The sequence below is a fragment of the Fictibacillus sp. NRS-1165 genome, assembly GCF_050468105.1.
GTDB lineage: Bacteria > Bacillota > Bacilli > Bacillales > Fictibacillaceae > Fictibacillus_C > Fictibacillus_C terrinigri.
The window spans coordinates 28,140-48,522 of sequence record NZ_JBDPNU010000021.1 but is presented as its reverse complement, the minus strand read 5'-3'; the positions used below and the strand labels follow the sequence as shown (position 1 = coordinate 48,522).

The 20,383-nt window shown below is 35.3% G+C and carries 16 protein-coding genes and 1 pseudogene; 4 read left to right on the top strand and 13 right to left on the bottom strand.

Going from position 1 to position 20,383, the window contains the following annotated elements; translation table 11 throughout:
- Positions 1-2: 2 nt before the first annotated feature.
- The 3 genes from ABHN01_RS09130 to ABHN01_RS09120 form a co-directional block, all read right to left on the bottom strand.
- Entirely contained in the window at positions 3-2,099 is a 2,097-nt protein-coding gene (locus tag ABHN01_RS09130) for an ATP-binding protein (RefSeq protein WP_429875273.1), read from the bottom strand.
- 105 nt (positions 2,100-2,204) lie between these two features.
- The gene (locus ABHN01_RS09125) at positions 2,205-4,028 is read right to left on the bottom strand and encodes a nitrilase-related carbon-nitrogen hydrolase (protein ID WP_429875272.1); all 1,824 of its coding nucleotides are present in this window, start codon (positions 4,026-4,028) and stop codon (positions 2,205-2,207) included.
- A 63-nt stretch (positions 4,029-4,091) separates the two neighbouring features.
- Complete coding sequence (locus ABHN01_RS09120) at positions 4,092-5,015, bottom strand: alpha/beta hydrolase (RefSeq protein WP_429875271.1); 924 nt, start codon at positions 5,013-5,015, stop codon at positions 4,092-4,094.
- Between the two features lie 1,492 nt (positions 5,016-6,507).
- Here ABHN01_RS09120 and ABHN01_RS09115 point away from each other — a divergent pair.
- The 4 genes and pseudogenes from ABHN01_RS09115 to ABHN01_RS09100 all read left to right on the top strand — a co-directional run bounded on the left by ABHN01_RS09115 (position 6,508) and on the right by ABHN01_RS09100 (position 9,729).
- Positions 6,508-6,894 carry a MerR family transcriptional regulator gene (locus tag ABHN01_RS09115; protein ID WP_429875320.1) on the top strand — a complete coding sequence of 129 codons (387 nt, stop codon included), beginning with the start codon at positions 6,508-6,510 and terminating at the stop codon, positions 6,892-6,894.
- Positions 6,895-7,848, top strand: a complete 954-nt coding sequence (locus ABHN01_RS09110; RefSeq protein WP_429875270.1) for an SRPBCC family protein — start codon at positions 6,895-6,897, stop codon at positions 7,846-7,848. It abuts the gene before it with no gap.
- A 217-nt stretch (positions 7,849-8,065) separates the two neighbouring features.
- Positions 8,066-8,733 (top strand): annotated as a pseudogene (locus ABHN01_RS09105) (DUF899 domain-containing protein); the annotation flags it as partial.
- Positions 8,734-9,189: 456 nt separating this feature from the next.
- Positions 9,190-9,729 carry a hypothetical protein gene (locus ABHN01_RS09100; RefSeq protein ID WP_429875269.1) on the top strand — a complete coding sequence of 180 codons (540 nt, stop codon included), beginning with the start codon at positions 9,190-9,192 and terminating at the stop codon, positions 9,727-9,729.
- Between the two features lie 67 nt (positions 9,730-9,796).
- Here the strand turns inward: ABHN01_RS09100 and ABHN01_RS09095 are convergent, their stop codons facing one another.
- The 10 genes from ABHN01_RS09095 to ABHN01_RS09050 form a co-directional block, all read right to left on the bottom strand.
- Positions 9,797-10,231, bottom strand: a complete 435-nt coding sequence (locus ABHN01_RS09095; protein ID WP_429875268.1) for a YkyB family protein — start codon at positions 10,229-10,231, stop codon at positions 9,797-9,799.
- Between the two features lie 114 nt (positions 10,232-10,345).
- Complete coding sequence (locus ABHN01_RS09090; RefSeq protein WP_429875267.1) at positions 10,346-10,771, bottom strand: VanZ family protein; 426 nt, start codon at positions 10,769-10,771, stop codon at positions 10,346-10,348.
- 24 nt (positions 10,772-10,795) lie between these two features.
- The gene (gene galE, locus ABHN01_RS09085) at positions 10,796-11,821 is read right to left on the bottom strand and encodes a UDP-glucose 4-epimerase GalE (RefSeq protein WP_429875266.1); all 1,026 of its coding nucleotides are present in this window, start codon (positions 11,819-11,821) and stop codon (positions 10,796-10,798) included.
- Positions 11,822-11,874: 53 nt separating this feature from the next.
- Positions 11,875-13,395: a lipopolysaccharide biosynthesis protein gene (locus tag ABHN01_RS09080; RefSeq protein ID WP_429875265.1), complete on the bottom strand. Its 1,521-nt coding sequence runs from the start codon at positions 13,393-13,395 to the stop codon at positions 11,875-11,877.
- Positions 13,396-13,446: 51 nt separating this feature from the next.
- Positions 13,447-14,331 (bottom strand): glycosyltransferase family 2 protein, encoded by an 885-nt coding sequence (locus ABHN01_RS09075; RefSeq protein WP_429875264.1) that lies wholly within the window; start codon positions 14,329-14,331, stop codon positions 13,447-13,449.
- Positions 14,332-15,660 (bottom strand): hypothetical protein, encoded by a 1,329-nt coding sequence (locus tag ABHN01_RS09070; protein ID WP_429875263.1) that lies wholly within the window; start codon positions 15,658-15,660, stop codon positions 14,332-14,334. It abuts the gene before it with no gap.
- 12 nt (positions 15,661-15,672) lie between these two features.
- Positions 15,673-16,773, bottom strand: a complete 1,101-nt coding sequence (locus ABHN01_RS09065) for a glycosyltransferase family 1 protein (RefSeq protein ID WP_429875262.1) — start codon at positions 16,771-16,773, stop codon at positions 15,673-15,675.
- Positions 16,774-16,786: 13 nt separating this feature from the next.
- On the bottom strand, positions 16,787-17,857 hold the full coding sequence (locus ABHN01_RS09060) for a glycosyltransferase family 1 protein (protein WP_429875261.1): 1,071 nt from the start codon (positions 17,855-17,857) through the stop codon (positions 16,787-16,789).
- Positions 17,857-18,969, bottom strand: coding sequence for a glycosyltransferase family 1 protein (locus ABHN01_RS09055; protein WP_429875260.1), 1,113 nt, complete (start codon positions 18,967-18,969; stop codon positions 17,857-17,859). The genes ABHN01_RS09060 and ABHN01_RS09055 overlap by 1 nt, the downstream gene beginning before the upstream one ends.
- A gap of 127 nt (positions 18,970-19,096) precedes the next feature.
- The gene (locus ABHN01_RS09050; RefSeq protein WP_429875259.1) at positions 19,097-20,227 is read right to left on the bottom strand and encodes a glycosyltransferase family 4 protein; all 1,131 of its coding nucleotides are present in this window, start codon (positions 20,225-20,227) and stop codon (positions 19,097-19,099) included.
- Between the last annotated feature and the right edge of the window lie 156 nt (positions 20,228-20,383).

Genomic DNA, 20,383 nt, shown 5'->3' with positions numbered 1-20,383 from the left:
GTTCATCCTCCCTTTGGTAATTGAAAGTGAAAGGTTGTCCCTTTATTGATTTCACTATCAACCCAAATTTTTCCACCATGTTGCATAATGATTTCATGTACGATGGATAGACCAAGACCCGTCCCTTCAGGTTTTGTTGAATAGAATGGGTTAAAAATCCATTTTAACTTATCAGCTGGTATACCTTCCCCTGTATCGGAAACCGATAGCTGCCAGCAATCAGACTTGTCTGTTATTTTAATAGAGATGATACCACCGTTTTTCATGGCATGAAGGCTGTTTAACAAGAGATTTAATAACAACTGACTAAGTTTATACTTATCACCTACAACGGGTGCATGACTCATTTGATAATCAGTACTCACTTTTACGTTAAAGTCATTAAACTTGTTCCTTAAAAGATTAAGTAACTCATTTACAATGGGAATTAAATCAATTAGTACTGTTTCATTATGGGAATCACCTTTGGTGAGTTTCAAGAAATCTGTTAACAATTTATTCATTCGATTGGAAGATACCAAAATATCATCTGTCAATTCAACAATGATTTCTTTATCTACATGACTATCATCAATTTGTAGTATTAGGGTTTCAGCTGCAACCTGAATGATGCTTAAGGGATTTTTAATCTCATGGGCAATCCCTGCAGTCAGCTGACCAAGCGAGGCCAAACGTTCACTTTGCTTTACATATTCTTCAAGTTTCTTTATCTCACTTACATCTCTAATTACTAGAAGTGAGCCAATGTATTGATCCTGTTCCCCTTTAAATAGTGAAGTATACATCCGAACATCATGTAACTGCTCTTGTTTATCCACAATCTGGCTTTCTACTTCTTGAAATGCTTTACCTTCCTTTAATGTTTTCAAAAGAACGAATTCTTGAACGTCTTGTTTGATTGGCAGATTAAAAATATGCTTACCTAATACTTCATCACGATGATATTGCATCAACTCTTCTGCACCTTTATTAAAGGTCATAATTCGACCATCCTGATCCGTCGTGATAACACAATAAGGAATGGATTCTAATATATAAAACATGCTTTGTTCCTTTTCTCGAAGCTCCGTTGCCATTTCTGATAAAATCAGTGAGAGATCCCCTATTTCATCCTTTGTATGCAGGGGAATAAACTTTGCTCTCATCCCTTCCCTATATTCTTGGACTTGTTTAATAAGTGATATCACAGGGCGAACTACTCTTGATGCACTGAACACTGCTAAGACAAGAGCAATAAAAGTAACAAACATAAATCCTTTTATAAGTAATACAGTAACCGATCTAGCGGGGGTCATGGCCTGTTTTACCGGCTCACCAACTAAGAGACTCGTATTTCCCAATAGAAGCGGCCTAAACGAGATCACCATATTCTTATTAAAAAGAGTTCCATTCCAAATGCCATAACGTTCTTTTTCTATGTTGTTGATGACTTCCTTATTTTTAATTTTTTTCCCAATATAGTGTTTATTTGTATGAGCAATAATGGTACCGTTACGATCAGTAATGGTATTAATACCTTCATTTCCAATTGCGAATTTTTGTAAGTGATCTGAAAGAATGTTTAAATTTAAATAGGCGATTACTGTACCCTGAAAATCTCCCTGGTCATTGAGCGATGGATAGGCAACTGCAATTGTCTTACGGCCATCTGGAAGCTTTATCATATTAGAAACATACCTTGTTTTGCTCCATGACATTCGCTTTAAAATAGAATGAACATAGACAGGACTTGTAAACGGAACATCAGGAATCCTATATTGAAGTTTATTTCCTTGGTAAGCCTCGAATAATAAATAAAGCGAATCCTCGCCCAGAATTGTTTCCACTTCTCGCTCATAGGCGCTTTTATTGTTGTTATCGTCTGATATCTCCACAATTGGTGAAACATGTCTCATATTTCCGATTACGTCCTGAATAATGATTTCAACCTGTGTCCCTAATGTTTTTGCAATAAGTTCATCACGGTATTCCATTTGTGAACGAATCGAGGTATTCAGGGCATTAACTGTAACAAAATATAGCGATGTCAATACAAATAAGATCACAATTATAACGGTAATGACATAACTTTTCGTAAACCTTGAATGGATTAATTTCATTAACAATACCTCAAATTGCTTAATGGTAAATATATGAAATTAGTGGTACTATAAAAACTGTTGTATTCCTATATTTTTTTATTCGCTAAACCAGTAACATTCCCTCTAAATAACAACATTTTCCTCAGTTATTGTCGACTTGTAAATGGTGGGTGTGTTAACGTTACTTGAAATAAGTGGTCGATAGTTATGAATTCGCCGTGTTAATAAAAGTTTTCGTTGATCAAACCACCAATTATGATTGGTCATAGTTAGAGGCACGATAAGGACTTCTTCCTTATTAGAGGAAGCAACAATCGGCGTGTCCCCCCCATATATCGGATCAAGAGTATACAGAGCACTCCCTCCTTTATAGCCAAGGCTTGTTCCTGTAAAGTTAGCAATAAGGGTTTTTGCTTGCGAAAATCTTGCAATCGCATCCCATGTGGTCATGGTGTTTACAGGGAATTTATTTTCCATTATTTTTTCATGAAGGGACATCGTTTGCCCAAATTCACCGGACCAGCTTGAAGGAATGATAATGTAATCTGCTTTATTCACAGCCATAATTCCTGCAATTTCAGGAAATGCGGCATCGTAGCCTACCATTAGACCGACACGTCCAATTCCATTTATGTACCTAACAACAATTTCTTTACCTGACGATGCCCAGCGTTCGTCTGCCTTTGTCAAATGTATATTCCGAGCTTTTGCAACGATTTCACCATTTGGCGCTATGGCATAGACAGTGTTATAAAAAAGATCCTGATCACTCTCAATCATGCCAAAAACAAGATGTATCTGATGCATTACGGCAAGTCTCTTCATTTCGTTTACCGTTTCATCTTGATCGGTTTCTCCAAGCTGTCGAATCGTTAGCATATCAAGTGAATGAACGGTTCCAATTAATGAGAGTTCCGGACAAACTGCCAATGATAACGGGCTTTTCTCACCTTGGCTACTCGAAACTGCTTCAGCGAGAAGTTTCTTTATTTTCTTTAGGTTTGCACCTTTATTTCCAATTTCAGGAGTGTATTGTAAGAGAGCTGCAATTTTTTTTAGACTACTACCCTTTCTATCTAGTAAATCTGATTCTTTGTCGTGTTTACTATCGTTCCAGGGTCCAGAAAATAACATTAATTCACTGTATAGCTCTGGTTTTCGTTCATTAAGCCTACTTTTTGCTGGGTTGTTATATCCCGTAGGATCAATATCTGCGTATAAAATCGTTGATTTATCATTTGCTTGTTCCTCATTTACGTAAGATGTTTCCGCAAGCTTTTCACCAAGTGGTGACCAAATCGTGCTTGCACCAATCATATGATAACCTTTTTCTGTATTCGAACGGTTAGCTCCCAATATGTATATACCATTCATCTCGGCCCAAGACTGAAGCATAGAAAGCGCTCCACCTGTAGAATTTGTAGGATAACAGAGAATATCAGCCCCGTTTAAGGTAGCTATTCTTGCAGATTCAAAAAAATTGGCATCAAAACAAATGATCATCGAAATTTTACCGATTTCTGTTTCAAAAACCGGAACGCCCATTTCACCCCAACTGGACCAGCTATCTTCTGTTGCCCATTGATGTATTTTACGATATTTCCCGATATAGCCCGCAGGACCTATAAGTGTAGCAGAATTATAAAAAAGCCCATCATCCTCATCTACTTCTGCCATTCCAATCACGATATGTGTATGGTAGCGTTTTGTAACTTCTTCAAAAACGGCAGTCGTTTTTCCTGGAATCGAATCCACGAAGGGACTGATTGCCCGGCGATTTTCATAATGATAACCGGTAGTGGACATTTCAGGTGTAACAATTAATTTTGCACCATTTTCTGCAGCTTTTATCACCACTTCTAATAAATTCTTTATATTATCTTCCAAATTGTTTAGGCATGGATTAAATTCGATAACTGCGGCTTTGAATGGTTGTATGTTCTCCACAGTAATCCCCTCCTATTTATTATGTTGAAAAAACAGATGGCAAGCATTTGCCATCTGTTTTCATTAAGCATGCACTTGTACTACTTTTTCTACTTCTTTCTTTCCAGCTAGATTTTCATTAAAAAACGTTTTTAACTGGTCAATCAATTCCTGGAAAACTTCATGCTCGTGGTACATAAAGTCATTGTGTTTACCATCAATTATATAAAGCTGCTTTGGTTCATTCGCTGCCTCATATAAGCTATACGCTTCGTCAACTGGATGCAATAAATTTTCTTTTCCGTGTGCGATAAATAACGGCACCTTAACGTCTTTTGCTGCTGCTTCTGCTTTTAAACTAATCATCGAATCGGTAAACTGAAGAACTACTTGATGTCCGAATGCTGAAAAGACCCTAAGCTCTTTATCTACATAATCAGCGGTTGCCGGGTCAAGCGGATAATGAGCAAACGCATCTACAAGCTTTGATTTTCCAGTTAGGACACGATGATTACGATCTTCCTCAACCACTTTTAATATTTCATTCCACTCAACATAAGAATGAATCGATCGTAACCATCTTTCACCATCATAAAAACCATTTAATGCGGCAACAGCCTTAACCCGCTTGTCGATTGCAGTGACACGGACTACATTGGAAGCACCCATTGCCCATCCAATTAATCCGATTCTTTCAGGGTCCACTTCGTCTTGAAGGGAAAGGAACGTAATGGCATTTTGAATGTCTTCTACCTGCTCATCTAAAATAACACGTCCTTCTTCACCTTCACTTTTTGCAAAACTACGGTAATCGAAGCCCAAGCACACATAACCGGCCTCTGTTAAATTCCGCGCAAATAGCTTCGGATAAAATTCATTAATCCCTTGATAACCAGAGTTTGGGATAATAGCCGGGCGCTTTTCTCCAGGTTTGTAGTCATCTGGAAGATACAGTGTGCCATCAAGTTTAAATCCTTCACTATAAAAATGAATTTGACGCTCAATCATGTCTTATTACCTCCAATTAATTGTTTATACAGAACTCACTAAATAGTTATTGCAAGTTGTGTGCCAATTCTACAATTGTTTAAAAAGAGACGTAGAATTATCTTAATGAGGTAAAAAACAAATAGTAAGGCTTACTAAAATGTAAAAATAACAGAAAATTCGTAAAATAATCTTTACACTCTGCATCATTTTTATGACAACACAAGATTTAAAGTCTTAAGAAAGACTCGTTTCTTTAAAACTTTATAATGATCTCCATATGCTAGTAGATACATATCAAAGAGAATTAATGTTAGTGGATTATCATGAGCATTATTGGTTGCCAGGCTGTCGAGAAACCGACGACAGCCCATTATTTTACATAATAAAGGGACCACTCCACTTTTATGTCCGGAGACTTTTCAAAAGGACTTATTTGGTATGTTAATGACATATGATTTTGCCCGGTAATTGACGGATCCCGTTGTCCTGAACCTGCCGGTTTTTTTTGTCCCTTCGAAAAGGAAAAAGAGAGAACTACGCCAGTTCTCCCTCAATTACTTTTCACCATGCGGTCATCGATGATGCGATGGCTGTTCTGTGCCGCAAACAAAAGACAATGCGTCGCTAATTTATTGATCAGGCGGGCGGCGCCACTCGCATACTGATAAATCTCATCAATGGCTGCTTCTGAGAAAATATCTCGATTCCCCCTGAATATGTAAGATGGCGATCGATGTACTCCGCAGCTTCCGCTCGGTCCAGGTGACCCAATTTATGGCACGTTTCTTTATTTCACAGGAAGATTGTATTAAGTCCACAAGGCGCTGAAAGAGGGATAAAAGAAAGCGAAGCAAAATAGAAAATGATACCGAATTCAAATACCATTTAGCATAGGAAAAGAGCATTCATCTTCAGAAAAAATCTGAACCGAATGCTCTCATTTTTACATTCTTTTGGAATGGGTGTCAGGTATTTATTTTATACCCATTTGTGTTTAAACTTAACAACAACTTTTTATCACTTAAGCTATCCTCCATGCAATGGACGGGTAGTATTTTTTGAAAAATACACAAAAAATATCCACCCTTTCCCATTGCATTACGGATTTTGGCAGGTGCTGGATTGTCGCCAAGCCGACGTACCAAAAACGAGCATTCACATAATCGGCTTGCTCACTCCAATTATACCTGCCAAATCGCCAGTGTTTTCGATCTCCAACATGCTCTTATTCTTAATGTAACAACGCAAAAAAACGCCAAATACCCTCCACCCAAAAACACATGAAAATACCTATTGGAACCTAACTCCACTTATTGAAAGACTTAAATAGAAAATACTACCCTGAAAAACTTTTACTCTCTGACCAATTTTAAGTTTGATTTTTTTAGTTACTTTTTAAGCAAATATAAAATAATTCTGAAAATAATGGATTTCACCTTGAACCTTACGTGACGTAATGATGTATATTGAAGTTACCGGTAAAGAGCTAGCGCCAAAAAAGGGGATGATTATGAAACGACAATGGAAAGTTGGAGAACTTGCAAAGCTAACTGGATTAACCATTCGAAAATTGGGTTTATCGCTAGAAGAGATTAAATCTGTACTAGATGATACCGACTACAATCCATTAGAAGTATTATCCCTTCAAATTGATCGTCTTAAAGAAAATATCAGGATTCAACAAAAGATAAAGAAAGAATTGGAAAATGTATCAAATCTTATGCAAATGGAAGAAACAGTGACTGTTGAAGATGTTACAAAGCTATTAACCATGATGAAAGTGAGTCATGAAAAATATTTTACTGAACGGCAGATGAATATGATGCGCCTCCTGGACCGGCTTGGCCATTTCCTTGCCGGCAAAACAGATGAACCAAATCAAGGGAGGAAGGAATAAATGATGAAAAAGCGATTCGTAACGCACGATACCTTTGTTATTGAACAGACCTATGACGCCTCACCCGCACAGGCCTTTGCGGCGTGGGCGGACCCTGCCGCCAAAGCACGTTGGTTTGCAAAGCCTGATGAATTCGACTTCCGAGTGGGCGGACGAGAGACCAATCAAGGCGGCCCGAACGGGGGACCAGTCTACACCTTTGATGCCCTCTATCAGGACATCGTTCCTGACCAGCGCATTGTCTATTCCTACACCATGGATCTTAATGAAAACCGGATATCAGCTTCAGTAGTAACAGTGGAGTTTAAGCCCACGGACTCTGGTACTCAGCTGACCTTCACCGAGCAGGGCGCCTTCCTCGACGGCCATGATTCCGCAGCCCATCGTGAGCACGGGACGAAAATCATACTGGATAAGCTGGGCGAGCAGCTGCGGAATGAGCCTGCAAACAATAAAGAAGAATCGAACATGTCCTCAGAGGTTTCGGCCAATAATAACTCTGCTGAGGCGATCTCGGGCCGCGAAATCGTCAACACGCGTATATTCAATGCGTCGCGTGAACTCGTGTTCAAAGCGTTCAGCGACCCGGATCATTTGGTACATTGGTGGGGGCCTAAGGACTTTACAAATACATTTCATGAGTTCGATATGCGGCCGAATGGTACCTGGCGCTACGTCATGCACGGACCCAATGGCGTCGATTATGAGAACAAGAGGGTCTTTGTCGAGGTCGTGCAACCCGAAAGAATCGTCCTCCGTAATCTGGATCCGACCCATGCGTTTTTTCTAACCATGACATTTACCGAGCAAGAAGGCAAGACCGAGCTGACCTGGCGTATGCTCTTCGATTCAGCTATCGAATGCGAAAAGGTAAGAAAATTCCTCGTCGAGGCCAACGAACAGAACTTCGATCGCCTTGAGGCGCAGCTGGCTGAAATGGTCAGTTACAGGTGACCCCTCACCGAATTGCCTCCTCTGACAAAGAGTATGCCGTATCTTGGATTTGCGAAAGACTACCATAGGTTACAGTGGGGTTCTGCGCTCGGATTACATTGATTTATGATTAGCGCATAGGAAAGGAGCGGATCTAATGACAAATTATCCAAAAATTGTGTCTCAAGACGAATGGCTTGTTGCTCGCAAGGAGCTTCTAACTTGAGAGAAGGAAGCCACCCGGGCGAGAGATGCATTGAACGCAGAGCGACGCCGGCTCCCAATGGTTAAGATTGATAAGGATTACGTCTTCCAGGGTCCGGACGGCAATGCCAGTCTGCTTGACCTGTTCGACGGTCGTTCTCAGCTCATCGTCGGCCACTTCATGTTCGATCCAAGCTGGGAAAATGGCTGCTCCAGTTGCTCGGCCGGTGCCGACGAATTTTCAGACGGCCATCTTAAGCATCTGCATGCCCGTGACACTTCTTTCGTTTACATCTCCCGTGCTCCAGTGACAAAGATAGAGGCGTACAAGACTCGGAAGGGTTGGAGCTTCCCTTGGTACTCCTCGTACGGCAGTGACTTTAACTATGATTTCCACGTTACACTGGACGAGTCTGTCTCCCCTATCGAATACAACTACCGGACCAAGGCCGAGTACGAGCAATTAGGTACGCCATTACACGTCGAGGTGGGGCAGTCGATCGAGTTGCCTGGACGAAGTTGTTTCCTCCGGGATGGGGACATGTCTTTCACACATATTCTGTATACGCCCGTGGTCTCGAACAAGCTGGCGGAGCATACTACTTCCTCGATGAGACTGCGCTCGGCCGACAAGAGGACTGGGAGGAACCAAAAGGTCGTGCGAGCGCCCCACGCGGTTCGAAACCAAACTTCTCGGAATGAACCGTATTATTCAACACTTTCAAATATAAAATGCCGCCCTGTTGGAAAAGCTTCAAAACAAGTAATATATACTGGGAGTAGGAAAAGCCGTGTTGGCGGCTTTTTCTGTTAACAAGCTCTCCCGACGATTCAGGGTGTTTAGACTGAATCCCGGACGGTGCAAATACTTTAACTTCCAAATCCTATCGAATATACTGGTTCAAAATGATTGGCTGAATGCCGATTCATCCTCATTGTAAAAATCCTGTTGGAGGTGAATCATGGCAATTATTCGAATGGAAGAAGTAAAGTTAAACGACATTGGTTATGATTACAAAATTACCCCTTCCAAATCTACCATGGTTAAAAATACAGGTTAATGACCAATGGACTTACTGGCCCCTTATTAAGTTAGAAAAAGCGAATAACTGCTACTATGTGGTGGGTCATTTTGAATACTTTTTTAGTGGCCTGTACATGGATGCTAACGGGGTATTTACATGCAAAGTATCACACTACGAAAGCACTGATAAAATTGATCGTTTTATTCGAACGCTTAATAACCTGTTAGTAGAAGGAAGCCGATATTGGAGTTTGAAAAATTTCTATTTGAAGAGCATTCTAGCAGCTCCCAACTGGGGAATTTCTTCCTTATCCCATAGGTTAAAGGTGGATCAGGCAGATCTTGAAAAATTAATATTACACCCAACCCTAGGAAAGAATGAAAAGTTAGCCAACTCATTAGGCGAACAGCCGTTATTTAACTACATAAAAAACTCTACTTTAAGCGCGGAAAATAAACATTTCCTTTTTTCTATCGCCAGTAAGAACACGGTAAAACTAACTCAAAAGGATGTTTCTACATTTGTTGATTATCACATGAAACAAGGGAATACCTTTAATTGTTTTCACCCTGGTGCGGAGAACATCTTCTGGGAAATTGTTAAATATATGGACCATGTCAAGAACGTGCATTGGGAAATATTGAGCAACGTTACTTTACGAATCCATTTGTAAAAAAGAGGGATCTCTCAACTGACTTAAAAATAAATACCTATGTTAAATGACAAACTTAAAAATTTGCTTATTTGTTTTTACCATTCAAGTAGGTGGATAACCCGATATAGAGAGTATATGGCTTTGGGATAGAGCGCTTATGAACACCAGAAGGCTTTGGTAAAGGCGAATAAATCTCTAGAATGTGCTTGGCACGTTTTAAAGGCATACTTACTTTGGGATTACGATGATTAGGATCCTCTTCTATAACCTTTAATGTTTTTCGATCTTCTTTCGTGGAGGGGAGATGAAATAAGAAATCATCAATTTTGATTGATACAACCAATTGTTGCAACGTATTTCCCGGGTTTAGCGAATAGGTTAGACCCAATTTCTCAGCCCGGCCTTCTTTCAGCAGTTGCTGGATCGCCCTGTGCTTAATGGAATAGAGTGAAGGTGCATTTTTCGCATGTTTGTTTATAATATGAATCGCTATAGCTATTACTTGGGTTTTCGTTTTCATCAGGCTGCCCTACCTTAGATAATGAAAGCATCAATTCATAGGGAATCGATGCTTTCTCACTATTGTTTAGTCTTTAGGCCATTCATTAACTTTTTAATGGGCTTGTTGCTTTTGTTAAATCGATGACTCATGACTTTGCGTTTTAATTTGCCTCAACAATACATAGACCATAATAATCCCCATGGAATCAATAATGACATCATACAACCTGCCATCCCGTCCGAAATACAGCTGAGCAATTTCTGTAAAGATGGCAAAGCCTATAGAAATTACCAGAGATCGGCTGTGCTTTTTCAACAAGGAAAACAGTAGCAGATCTATAATAGCAAAGCCAGCAAAATGGCCAAACTTCACTAGATAGAAGTATTGATGAATCAAAGTAAGATCCGAGAGATTAAAAAAGGAAAGAAAGTCAGGCGACGGATCCCAAGTAAAATTAACCGTTTGATAGTAAAGCAAGGCTTCCAGGTTGTCTGTGAAGGTGTGTAAGCCTAGAAATAGGGCCCAGACTATGACAACTATTAATTTAATAATATTCATACATTAATTATTGCCTGCCTAACATCACTTAATAACTTCTTCTTTGAAACCATTAATATTATTCTTTTGCCAATTCCACGCATCTCTGCACATATCATCTAAACTCTTTTCTGCTTCCCAATTCAGTTCTCTTTTAGCTTTTAATGGATCTGCATAACTGACCGCCACATCTCCATGTCGTCGATCAACAATTTTATAAGGAATTGTTTTTCCGATTGCCCTTTCAAAAGCACTAAGTACTTCAAGTACACTATACCCTTTACCGGTGCCCAAATTATAAGCTTCAACTCCTGTATTATTCATGACCTTATCTAACGCTTTTAAGTGTCCTTTTGCCAGATCAACCACGTGGATATAGTCTCTAACCCCTGTTCCGTCAATAGTATCATAATCATTTCCAAACACTTTTAATTCAGGCAGTTTTCCTACTGCAACTTGTGTGATATACGGTGTTAAGTTATTGGGGATCCCGTTTGGATCCTCACCTATTAGTCCACTAGAGTGGGCTCCTACAGGATTAAAATACCGAAGAAGAGCAATACTCCACTCATTATCGGAGATATAAAGATCTCGCAGAATTTCTTCAATCATTAGTTTAGTCCGGCCATAAGGATTAGTTGCTACAAGATTTGTTTCTTCTTTGATAGGTACCTGATTCGTTTGACCATAAACTGTTGCAGATGAGCTAAACACCAAGTTCTTTATTCCATATTCCCCCATAACTTCGCATAGAACTATGGTACTAGCTAAATTATTGTGATAATAATACAATGGCTTCCCCACAGATTCAGCAACCGCCTTTAATCCGGCGAAATGAATTACGGCATCAATATTTTGTTCTGCAAATACGATCCTTAATTTGTCCCTATCTAATAAATTAGCATGTTCAAAATCAAAAGAAACATCTGTAATTTCCCGTACTCTGTTCAATGACTCAGTATGACTGTTTAAGAGGTTATCGATTACCACAATATCATGTCCTGCATTTAAAAGTTCCACACATGTATGGCTGCCGATAAAACCAGCCCCCCCTGTAACTAATATCCTCATAATTCTCCTCCACCAATTTTATATTTAGTTTAGATAAAATTATAAAATGCTACTTATTTATCGAAGTTAATAACTTTCTTTAATGGGTTTAAAACTAAAATTTTCTCATAATTATTCATACTTAGTCTCCATACCAATGAAATATAAATAATTAGGTATATTGATATTTTAATTATTAATGATAAAATCTGACTTTCAATAGGAATTTTATCTATAAAAATGCCGATCCCAGTTGCAATAATAATCGGAATACTTATTTTTCCAATTTCATACCAAAATAAAAATATATCAAGCTTTGCTTTTTGATAATAATAAAAGTTCATTATAAAGCCATTGCCTATTAAATAAGCAATACCTGTGGCAAAAGCAGTTCCTATCCCACCATATTTTATGGCTAATGGAATTGAAGCAATTATATTTATTACTGACATTCCTAAAAATACTATTGCTCTAAACGAATGAAGATTTTTGGCTTGGAGTATAGTTAAACCAATATTTTGAATTAAATCAATTGTGAATGGAATTATTAATATTAAAATAATATAGTATGCTTGACTAAAACTGTGTCCAACCCATATGAAAATAAATTCTTTTCCGAATAATATAAAGCCACTTAGAACAGCCCCTAATAAAATAAATTGCAACCGTCCTACTTTAATAAAAGTATTTGTTAACTCCTTATTAGAGTCCTCTTTTGTAACGCTTTTAGTTATGCTTGGAAGAAACACTCCAGACATGGCAGTAGATAGAGTCATATAATACATAACTATTTGAGACCCTATTGAATAAACCGCTACTGAAGAGGTCCCTACTAGAATTCCTAAAATTACTTGATCTGAATTCCAAAATATCTGATCCATTAAAGCTGTTATAAACACAAAAAAAGAATACCGAAGCATTTCTTTAAAAAGATTTTTGTCCCAATGGTGATATCGTATCTTCACATTAAGTTTTCTAAATGAATAGTATATTTTTAAGATAACACCAGAAATATTTATTATAGCTTGTATGATAACTACAATTAAAGCACTTGCTTCAATAGAAAACACAGCATATACAACAAGAGGGCGCATTATTGTTTGTACTATTGATAATCCTTTTAAAAAAACAAATCTTTCATTCGCATTAATAATTGCATTAAAAACAGAAGTTGCAATAGTTACTGCAGCTGTTATTAATATTATTATATACATCTTTTTAGCTGTTAAAATTTCTAATTTCGTTAAGGAGTCATTAAAAATTTGTTCTAAGAAGAAGTAAAAAATAATTCCTACAATGATAAGTACTATAGTTAAGCTTAAGTAAATTACAATCGATAAAGCCAGGAGATTTTCTTTGCCCTTTTCATTATTTAAAGCTAAATACTTTGAATAGTATCTGGTTACAGTATTAGAAAGCCCAAAATCGAATAAACTTAAATAGATCAAAAAAGAACCCATTAATTGGTATAATCCGTATTCGCTTTTCCCCAAAAAATGAATTAAAAGTGGAATGTACACAAATCCGACCAGAGCGTTAATTACAGTTAACGTATATGAAAGCAGTATACCTGCTTTTCTTTGATTGATGTTCAAACTTAAGTACCTCTATTTCTGAATTCTGCTTACCAAGAAATTAGCAGGCCGCTAATCAATTAATTTAAATTGTTTCTTTCTTCTTGTAAGAAGAAAAAGCCCACAAGGAATAGCTAATGGTAATAAATATTTTCTAGGAGCAGAGAATATCCAATTATATTCTTGTTCATACATTTTTAATGAAACATATTGACTTAAATTTATTACTTGCTCTTTTAGTCTTTTAGAATTCTTTGCACGTTGAAAATAATACAATGCAAAGCCGCTAGGGTTATTTTTTAATAGTGAGGTAAAATTGTTTGAGTAACCATCATCCCGATATTCGCATATTGTCAAAATTTGAGGATGAATAATATATTGATATTTTTCATCAATTTGATCGTAAACGTAATTTTCTGGGATGAATTTAACTCCTTTAATGTAGGGGAACATAAAATCTCTAATGATAGATGTTTTAAATACAATAGTTGTATCACCTTTAAATCCATATTTACTATATAATTTATTAAGGCTTGAGAGTTTAACACTAATAGGAAGTTTTTTTCCCGACAGTGGAGTTAAATCATGCTTGCCTTTTTCAGCAATAATCCCAGCTAAATTAAGACTTTGAAGTTTATCATATAGTTTTTTAATTTCGTATACAGCCTCTTTAATCAAATAATCATCTGAGTCTACACATAAAAATAAATCTCCCTCTGCCTCTCTAACACCTCTATTATGAGCCATCATTTTTCCAGAGTTTTCTTGATAAAAATATCGAACCCTAATTTTTTTTTCATTAATCCAATTTTGACATAAACTTCTAGTTCCATCAGTCGATCCATCATCAACAATGACCCATTCAAAGTCCATTATGGTTTGAATACATAAACTTTCGTATAATCTTGATAATAAATGTTCTCGATTAAATGTTGGTGTAAAAACAGTTAGTAACATCTAATTTTGGCTCCTAACATTTTTATTACTAGTTGAATAAATGTATACAAACAGTACTAAAATAAATATATAGTATCTAGGATTTGACAAGGTCTCTATCGTTTGACTTACTATTAGCAACATTAAAAATGGTAAAAAATTCACGACCCCCTGTTTACATCTACCCCTGAATTTTGCAGCAAAACATATTAATACAATAAAGTCTAACGTACCAATTAAACCCCAACTCACTATTGCTTCTAGTGTTATATTGTGTGCTAATATCCCTAGTTGAGTCTGATAATTGTTTATACCTACACCAAACAAAAAATTTTTTGCATTATCTGTCCATATTTTTACTATATCTAAATATATACCTATCCGGCCGTTAGATAGTTCATTAAAATTTGATACATCTTCAAAACGACTAAAGCCATTAGAAACAAAATTCAAAAACTGTTCATTTATTCCACATAGAATTATTACGCAAATCAAACCTATATCTAATAAATTTAGCTTACCGGCATGCTTATATTTAACAAGTCGATATACTATATAGATAATTAAAACTAACAAAAGACAAATTAAAAATGCTCTCGTTTTTGTAAGCAGTCCTAATAAGCAGATTAAAGTAAAGTAAATTATATACTTAAACTTACCTTCTCCATTTTTTCCGAAGGAAAACTTAGTCGTAATTAAGGATAATGCAATTGCACAGCTAAATCCTAATCCATCTGATCCGCCAACCTCTCTATAAGCCTCTCCAAGTCGATAAGTACCTGAAAATAAATATGTAGAAATATAACCAGTGCCATACTCATTTACACCGGCCAAAATACCCATGAGACCAACAATAACAACTGTTATTGTTGTGAAGTCAATTAGCGTAGCTTGATTTTCTCTACTTATTTTTAATTGCTGATTATATATACCTAGAAATAACAACAAAATTGTTAAGTCAAATCGTAGTAGATTTAAAAATGAAAACTTATCGGAATTAAAAAAGTGCACAGTGTCTATCATAAGAAATATAATTACGCCTAGTAACATACTCGTACTATATTTGGATTTCAAACCATGCCCAAAGAAATATTTAGTAAAAAGAAATAAGATTAAAATTCCTTCAAACATTAGTCCACTGTTTAATGCATAGGTTTGACTTTGGAAGCAAAAAGCAAATACTATAATAAGCGAAGTTTCAAACTTAGTAATAGCTATTATAAGTAGGAAGCCAATAAGAATTATTAATGCATAACCATCATAACCATTATTAATATAATTATAATGGTGAATAAAACTCAACAATATATATGTTATATACACCAACGGAGTCATAAAGTTCCTTTTCATCTAATCCCACTCTTACGAACGATAGTATGTTGATAAAAATTTAATTAAACTTGTAATGTCGTAGCCTTTTTCCTTAAAATCATTTATATTGCTTCCCGTTCTTTTATATTGTCTAATGTATCCAACTATGTCTGTTGCCCATTTTTCCGCATCATCATTTAATGAGATTTTTTTTATTAAATTTGTTATTTCAACTTCCTTAGGTAAAGTATCTGAAACTATTGTTAACAATCCAGAGGCCTGAGCTTCTACAGCCACTATACCTAACCCTTCATATTTTGATGGGAATAAGAAAAGGTCCATTGCTTGCAATAACCTGTTGACATCTTTTCTTAATCCTAATAACTCAACGAAAGATTCTAACTGATATTTATTTATGCGACTAATAATATCACTTTTCAATTCGCCATCGCCTACTATATATAATTTAACATTTGGATCTATTTTAATGATCTCTTTAAAAACATCTATTAAAAATAACTGATTCTTTTGTTCGCTAAATCTTCCAATATTGCATATAGCAACCTTATTCCCTACCCCAATCTCTTCTCTCATTTTATTTCTTATTTCCATGTCAAAATCGTAATTTTTTACATCAATTGCATTTGGAATAACCCTAAACCTCGCTTTTTTTCCAAATAACCAGTAACCCGCTTGCTTAGAACATGCAAACAGATCAGTAGCAAATAATAAACTTACTTTTTTTAAAATATTAAATAAAATTTTGCTTCGCACTAAAGTGCTGTTATTATGTGAATGGATTACTCTTTTCGGTATACCTGATTTCCAAGCAAAATATAATTCAATTAAATTCCCAACTCCACAGGTATGTAAATGTATACAATCATAATCCCTGTGATTTTCAAAAAAATTTTTTGATGCCCTAATTCTCTTTACCACTCTTTTAATTCGGTTTTCCTTAGGTTTAGGAGAGATTCTATGAATTTTGCCTCCTAAATTAATTATTTCATCTTCGTAGTATGTTTTTTCCGGAGCACTCAATAAGAATTCAAATTTGAATTTTTTTCTATCAATATTTCTAAAAACATTCATAATAAAGGTCTCTTGACCAGCCATATTCATTGAGCCTGTTATGTGTAATATCTTTGTCATTTTTTTATTCTTCCTATTTAATATAAATACTTTGTAATCTTAGAGTTGTTGTCTTAATATCGTAACCAGAATTTTTAATTTGATCACTAGTATCATCCCTATTAAAATTCTTATATCTTAATATAATATTTGCCCAATTAGCAGCATTTTCATTTAATGAAAAAGAAGTTACAAGGTTTGTAATAGCAACCTCATTTGTTATGTTATCAGAGATAACACATGGTAAACCTGATGCTTGTGCTTCTATTAATGAAACAGGAAGACCTTCAAATAAAGAAGGATACACAAAAACATCAATAGATTGTAATAATTCATTAACATTGTCTCTTTTACCAAGAAATAATACATTATCATTAAGGTCTAATTTATTTACTTTTTCTTTTATACCTTCTTGTTCCTCTCCTACTCCAATTAATAACAGTTTGGAATCTTTCTCTTTTTTTATTACATGTTGAAATATGTCTAATAAGAAATTATGATTTTTAACTTTAGAAAATCTTCCGACATGACCAATTACAAATGAACTATTAATTTTTTCTGCTTTTAAGATTTTATTTTTTATACTTTCGTTATATTTATATAAGTCAGTATCCACTCCGTTATTTATTACTTCAAAATTTGAAGTTCCAAATAACCACTTTCCAGCGGCTGTTGAACAAGCATATTTGTAATCGACTAATTTATTAAGGAATACTTTACTTATGTTATGCAGTACTATATTGCTAGTATCATTTGTATTATGAGAATGAGCTATTAAAATTTGGGCCCCGCCTTGTTTAGCAGCATATAATTCAAGAAATGATGAAGCATTACATGTATGCCTATGGACAATGCTGTAATTATTAACCGTCACTAACTTTTTAATTTCACTAAAGTATTTAAGAGGATTTTTCTTTTTAGGTGGTAACCTATGTAATTTCCCCCCTAATTTATTTATTTCTTCTTCATAGTCGTACTTGCTATTAGAATGTACTACAAAATCAAATTGTATTTTTGAACGGTCAATATTCCTATAGACATTCATTATAAATGTTTCTTGTCCCCCCCTATTCATACCTCCAGTTATATGTAATATCCTTATCATTAAAGTGCCTCCAAATAAAAGTTTTCTAACCAATTAGCATTCTCTTTAACATCGTATCCAGATTCACGAATTTCGTTAGATGTATTTTGCCGTTGCATGTTATTTGCGTTATGAAGAGCTTGATCTGCCCAGTAGCCTGGCGGTTTTTCCAATGAAATAAATTCTATCAACTTAGTGATTTCCACTTCTGTAGTGATATTTTTAGAAACCAAACATGGTAACCCGCTCGCTTGTGCTTCTACTAATGTAACCGGTAAACCTTCATATAAAGATGGAAAAATAAAAACATCCATTGCCTGTAGAAGATCTGAAATATCTGTACGTATTCCAGTAAAAATGACGTTTTTCTCTAACCCTAATTCGTTAACCTTTTTTTCAATATTCCCACGCAAATATCCATCACCAATAATTAATAAGATTGAATTTTTATTTTTTTTATTTATCTCCTTAAAAATATCAATTAATAGATCATGGTTTTTCGGAGGTCCCATACTACCAATGTGACCAACTACTAAATTATCCTCAAGTTTAAGTTCTTTCCTTTTTTCAATCCTTATTTCCGTGTTATATATAAACTTCTTACTATCAATACAGTTATTCAAAATATAAAAATTTTCTTTCTTACAAGCACTTTCCCCATACAGCCATCTACCCGCACGATTAGAGCATGCAAATAAAAAATCCGTATTGTATTTAATTGGAAAGTGCAATAGATTTTTTATAGCAGCTTTTATGCCTGTCCCAGAAGATGTACTATGGCTATGTGAAATAGTTAAAAAGTCATACCTTTTAGCAATATTCAAATAGATAGTAGCAGTAGAATCCATATGACCATGTATAATTTTCCATTCGCCTATATGAGTTTGGAATAATGTATGCCATGACTTTATATAGGAAAAGTGATTTTTTACATTGTACCTAGGGACTCTGAATATTCTCCCACCCAGATTATAAATTTCTTTATCATAATCACATTCCTTCTCGGTATGGACTACAAAATCAAATTGTATTTTATTTCTATCAATATTGCGATAGATATTCATTATAAAAGTTTCTGCGCCGCCTATACCCATACGCCCAAAACAGTGTAGAATACGTATTGGTGAATCCATTCTTAATCCTCCAATTAAATAGTTTGCGTCGTATTCAATTTATAGTATGAATTGAATGGACATTTGGATTAATATTCAACTTCATATTGAAACTAGCAAGAAAAAAATCAAAAGTCATTTACTCTACTCATTTTGCAAATATATGAGAATAAATATCTCTAACTTCATTAAGTACATGGTTAATTGAATAATCCTTTGCTTTTTCAATATTTTTTTTACTGTACTCCTCTTTTAAGTCTTTAAATATAAAAAGGTTTTTAATTGCTTTCGCAAAAGCTTCGTAATCTAAAACATCAATTACAAAACCATTTTCTTCATTTGTTACTAAATCTCTTTGCCCCCTGCAATCAGTTACAACTAGAGGCAATCCAGTCGCCATTGCTTCCATAAGATTAACAGGTAGTCCTTCTCGTCTTGATGACGCAACGGCAACATCGGATAACTTTAATAATTGAGCAATATCATTACGAAACCCTAAAAATTCTACCTTCTCCTGTAAACCTAATTTTTTGACTTCTTCCTCATATTGCTCTTTCATACTTCCAGTTCCAGCAAGCAATAACTTTATATTAGGTATTTCAGATTTTAATAAATTAACTGCGTTTATCAGTAAATCTTGATGTTTATTCCTATTTAGTTCAGCAGCATAGAATAATATAAAATCATTATTTTTATATCTGTACTTCTTTCGTAAGTCGACTTTCTCATTAGAATTTCCTTGTGAAAATTTATCCAAGTCAATTCCAACTCCATGTGTTTTATAAACAGAGTCTTTCATGTTCAATTTAAATTTTTTTGCAGATATAAAGTCCTCTTCATTTATAGTGATTATTGCATCCGTATACCTGGCAAGCACTCTTTCTAATGGATAATATAATAATATATTTATAAGAGGAGCTCCTTTATAAAAATGAAAACCATGTGCAGTATACAATACTTTCGTATTATTTAATTTTCTACAAGCCAATCTGGTCAAAAACGATGCCACTGGTGTATGAGTATGAACTAAATCATAATTTTCCTGGTTTATTATATTCTTAAGATAGTTATACGCAATATAGTTTTTCCTTTTGAAAGGAGATCGTTGGAATTCAATATTATGAACATTGCAACCGAGTTCTAACAGCTTTTCATCTATTGGACGAGTAATATTACATGCAATGTCAACACTATGTCCCTGGTTTATTAACATTTGAATGTGGGGAATCAAAAAAGCGTTAACCGTATTAGATATTGTCGTAACGTATAAAATTTTCATATTTTCATCTCTTTAAAGTTTTTTTACAGGAACTTCAACATAAATCCCCGGGTCAGTTATAACAGCTCCATAACCGAAACTACATTTTCTCCATCCTTATACTATCTTTGCTCCTATACCAATAACCAAATTAGTTTCTAACATCTCTAAACTTCC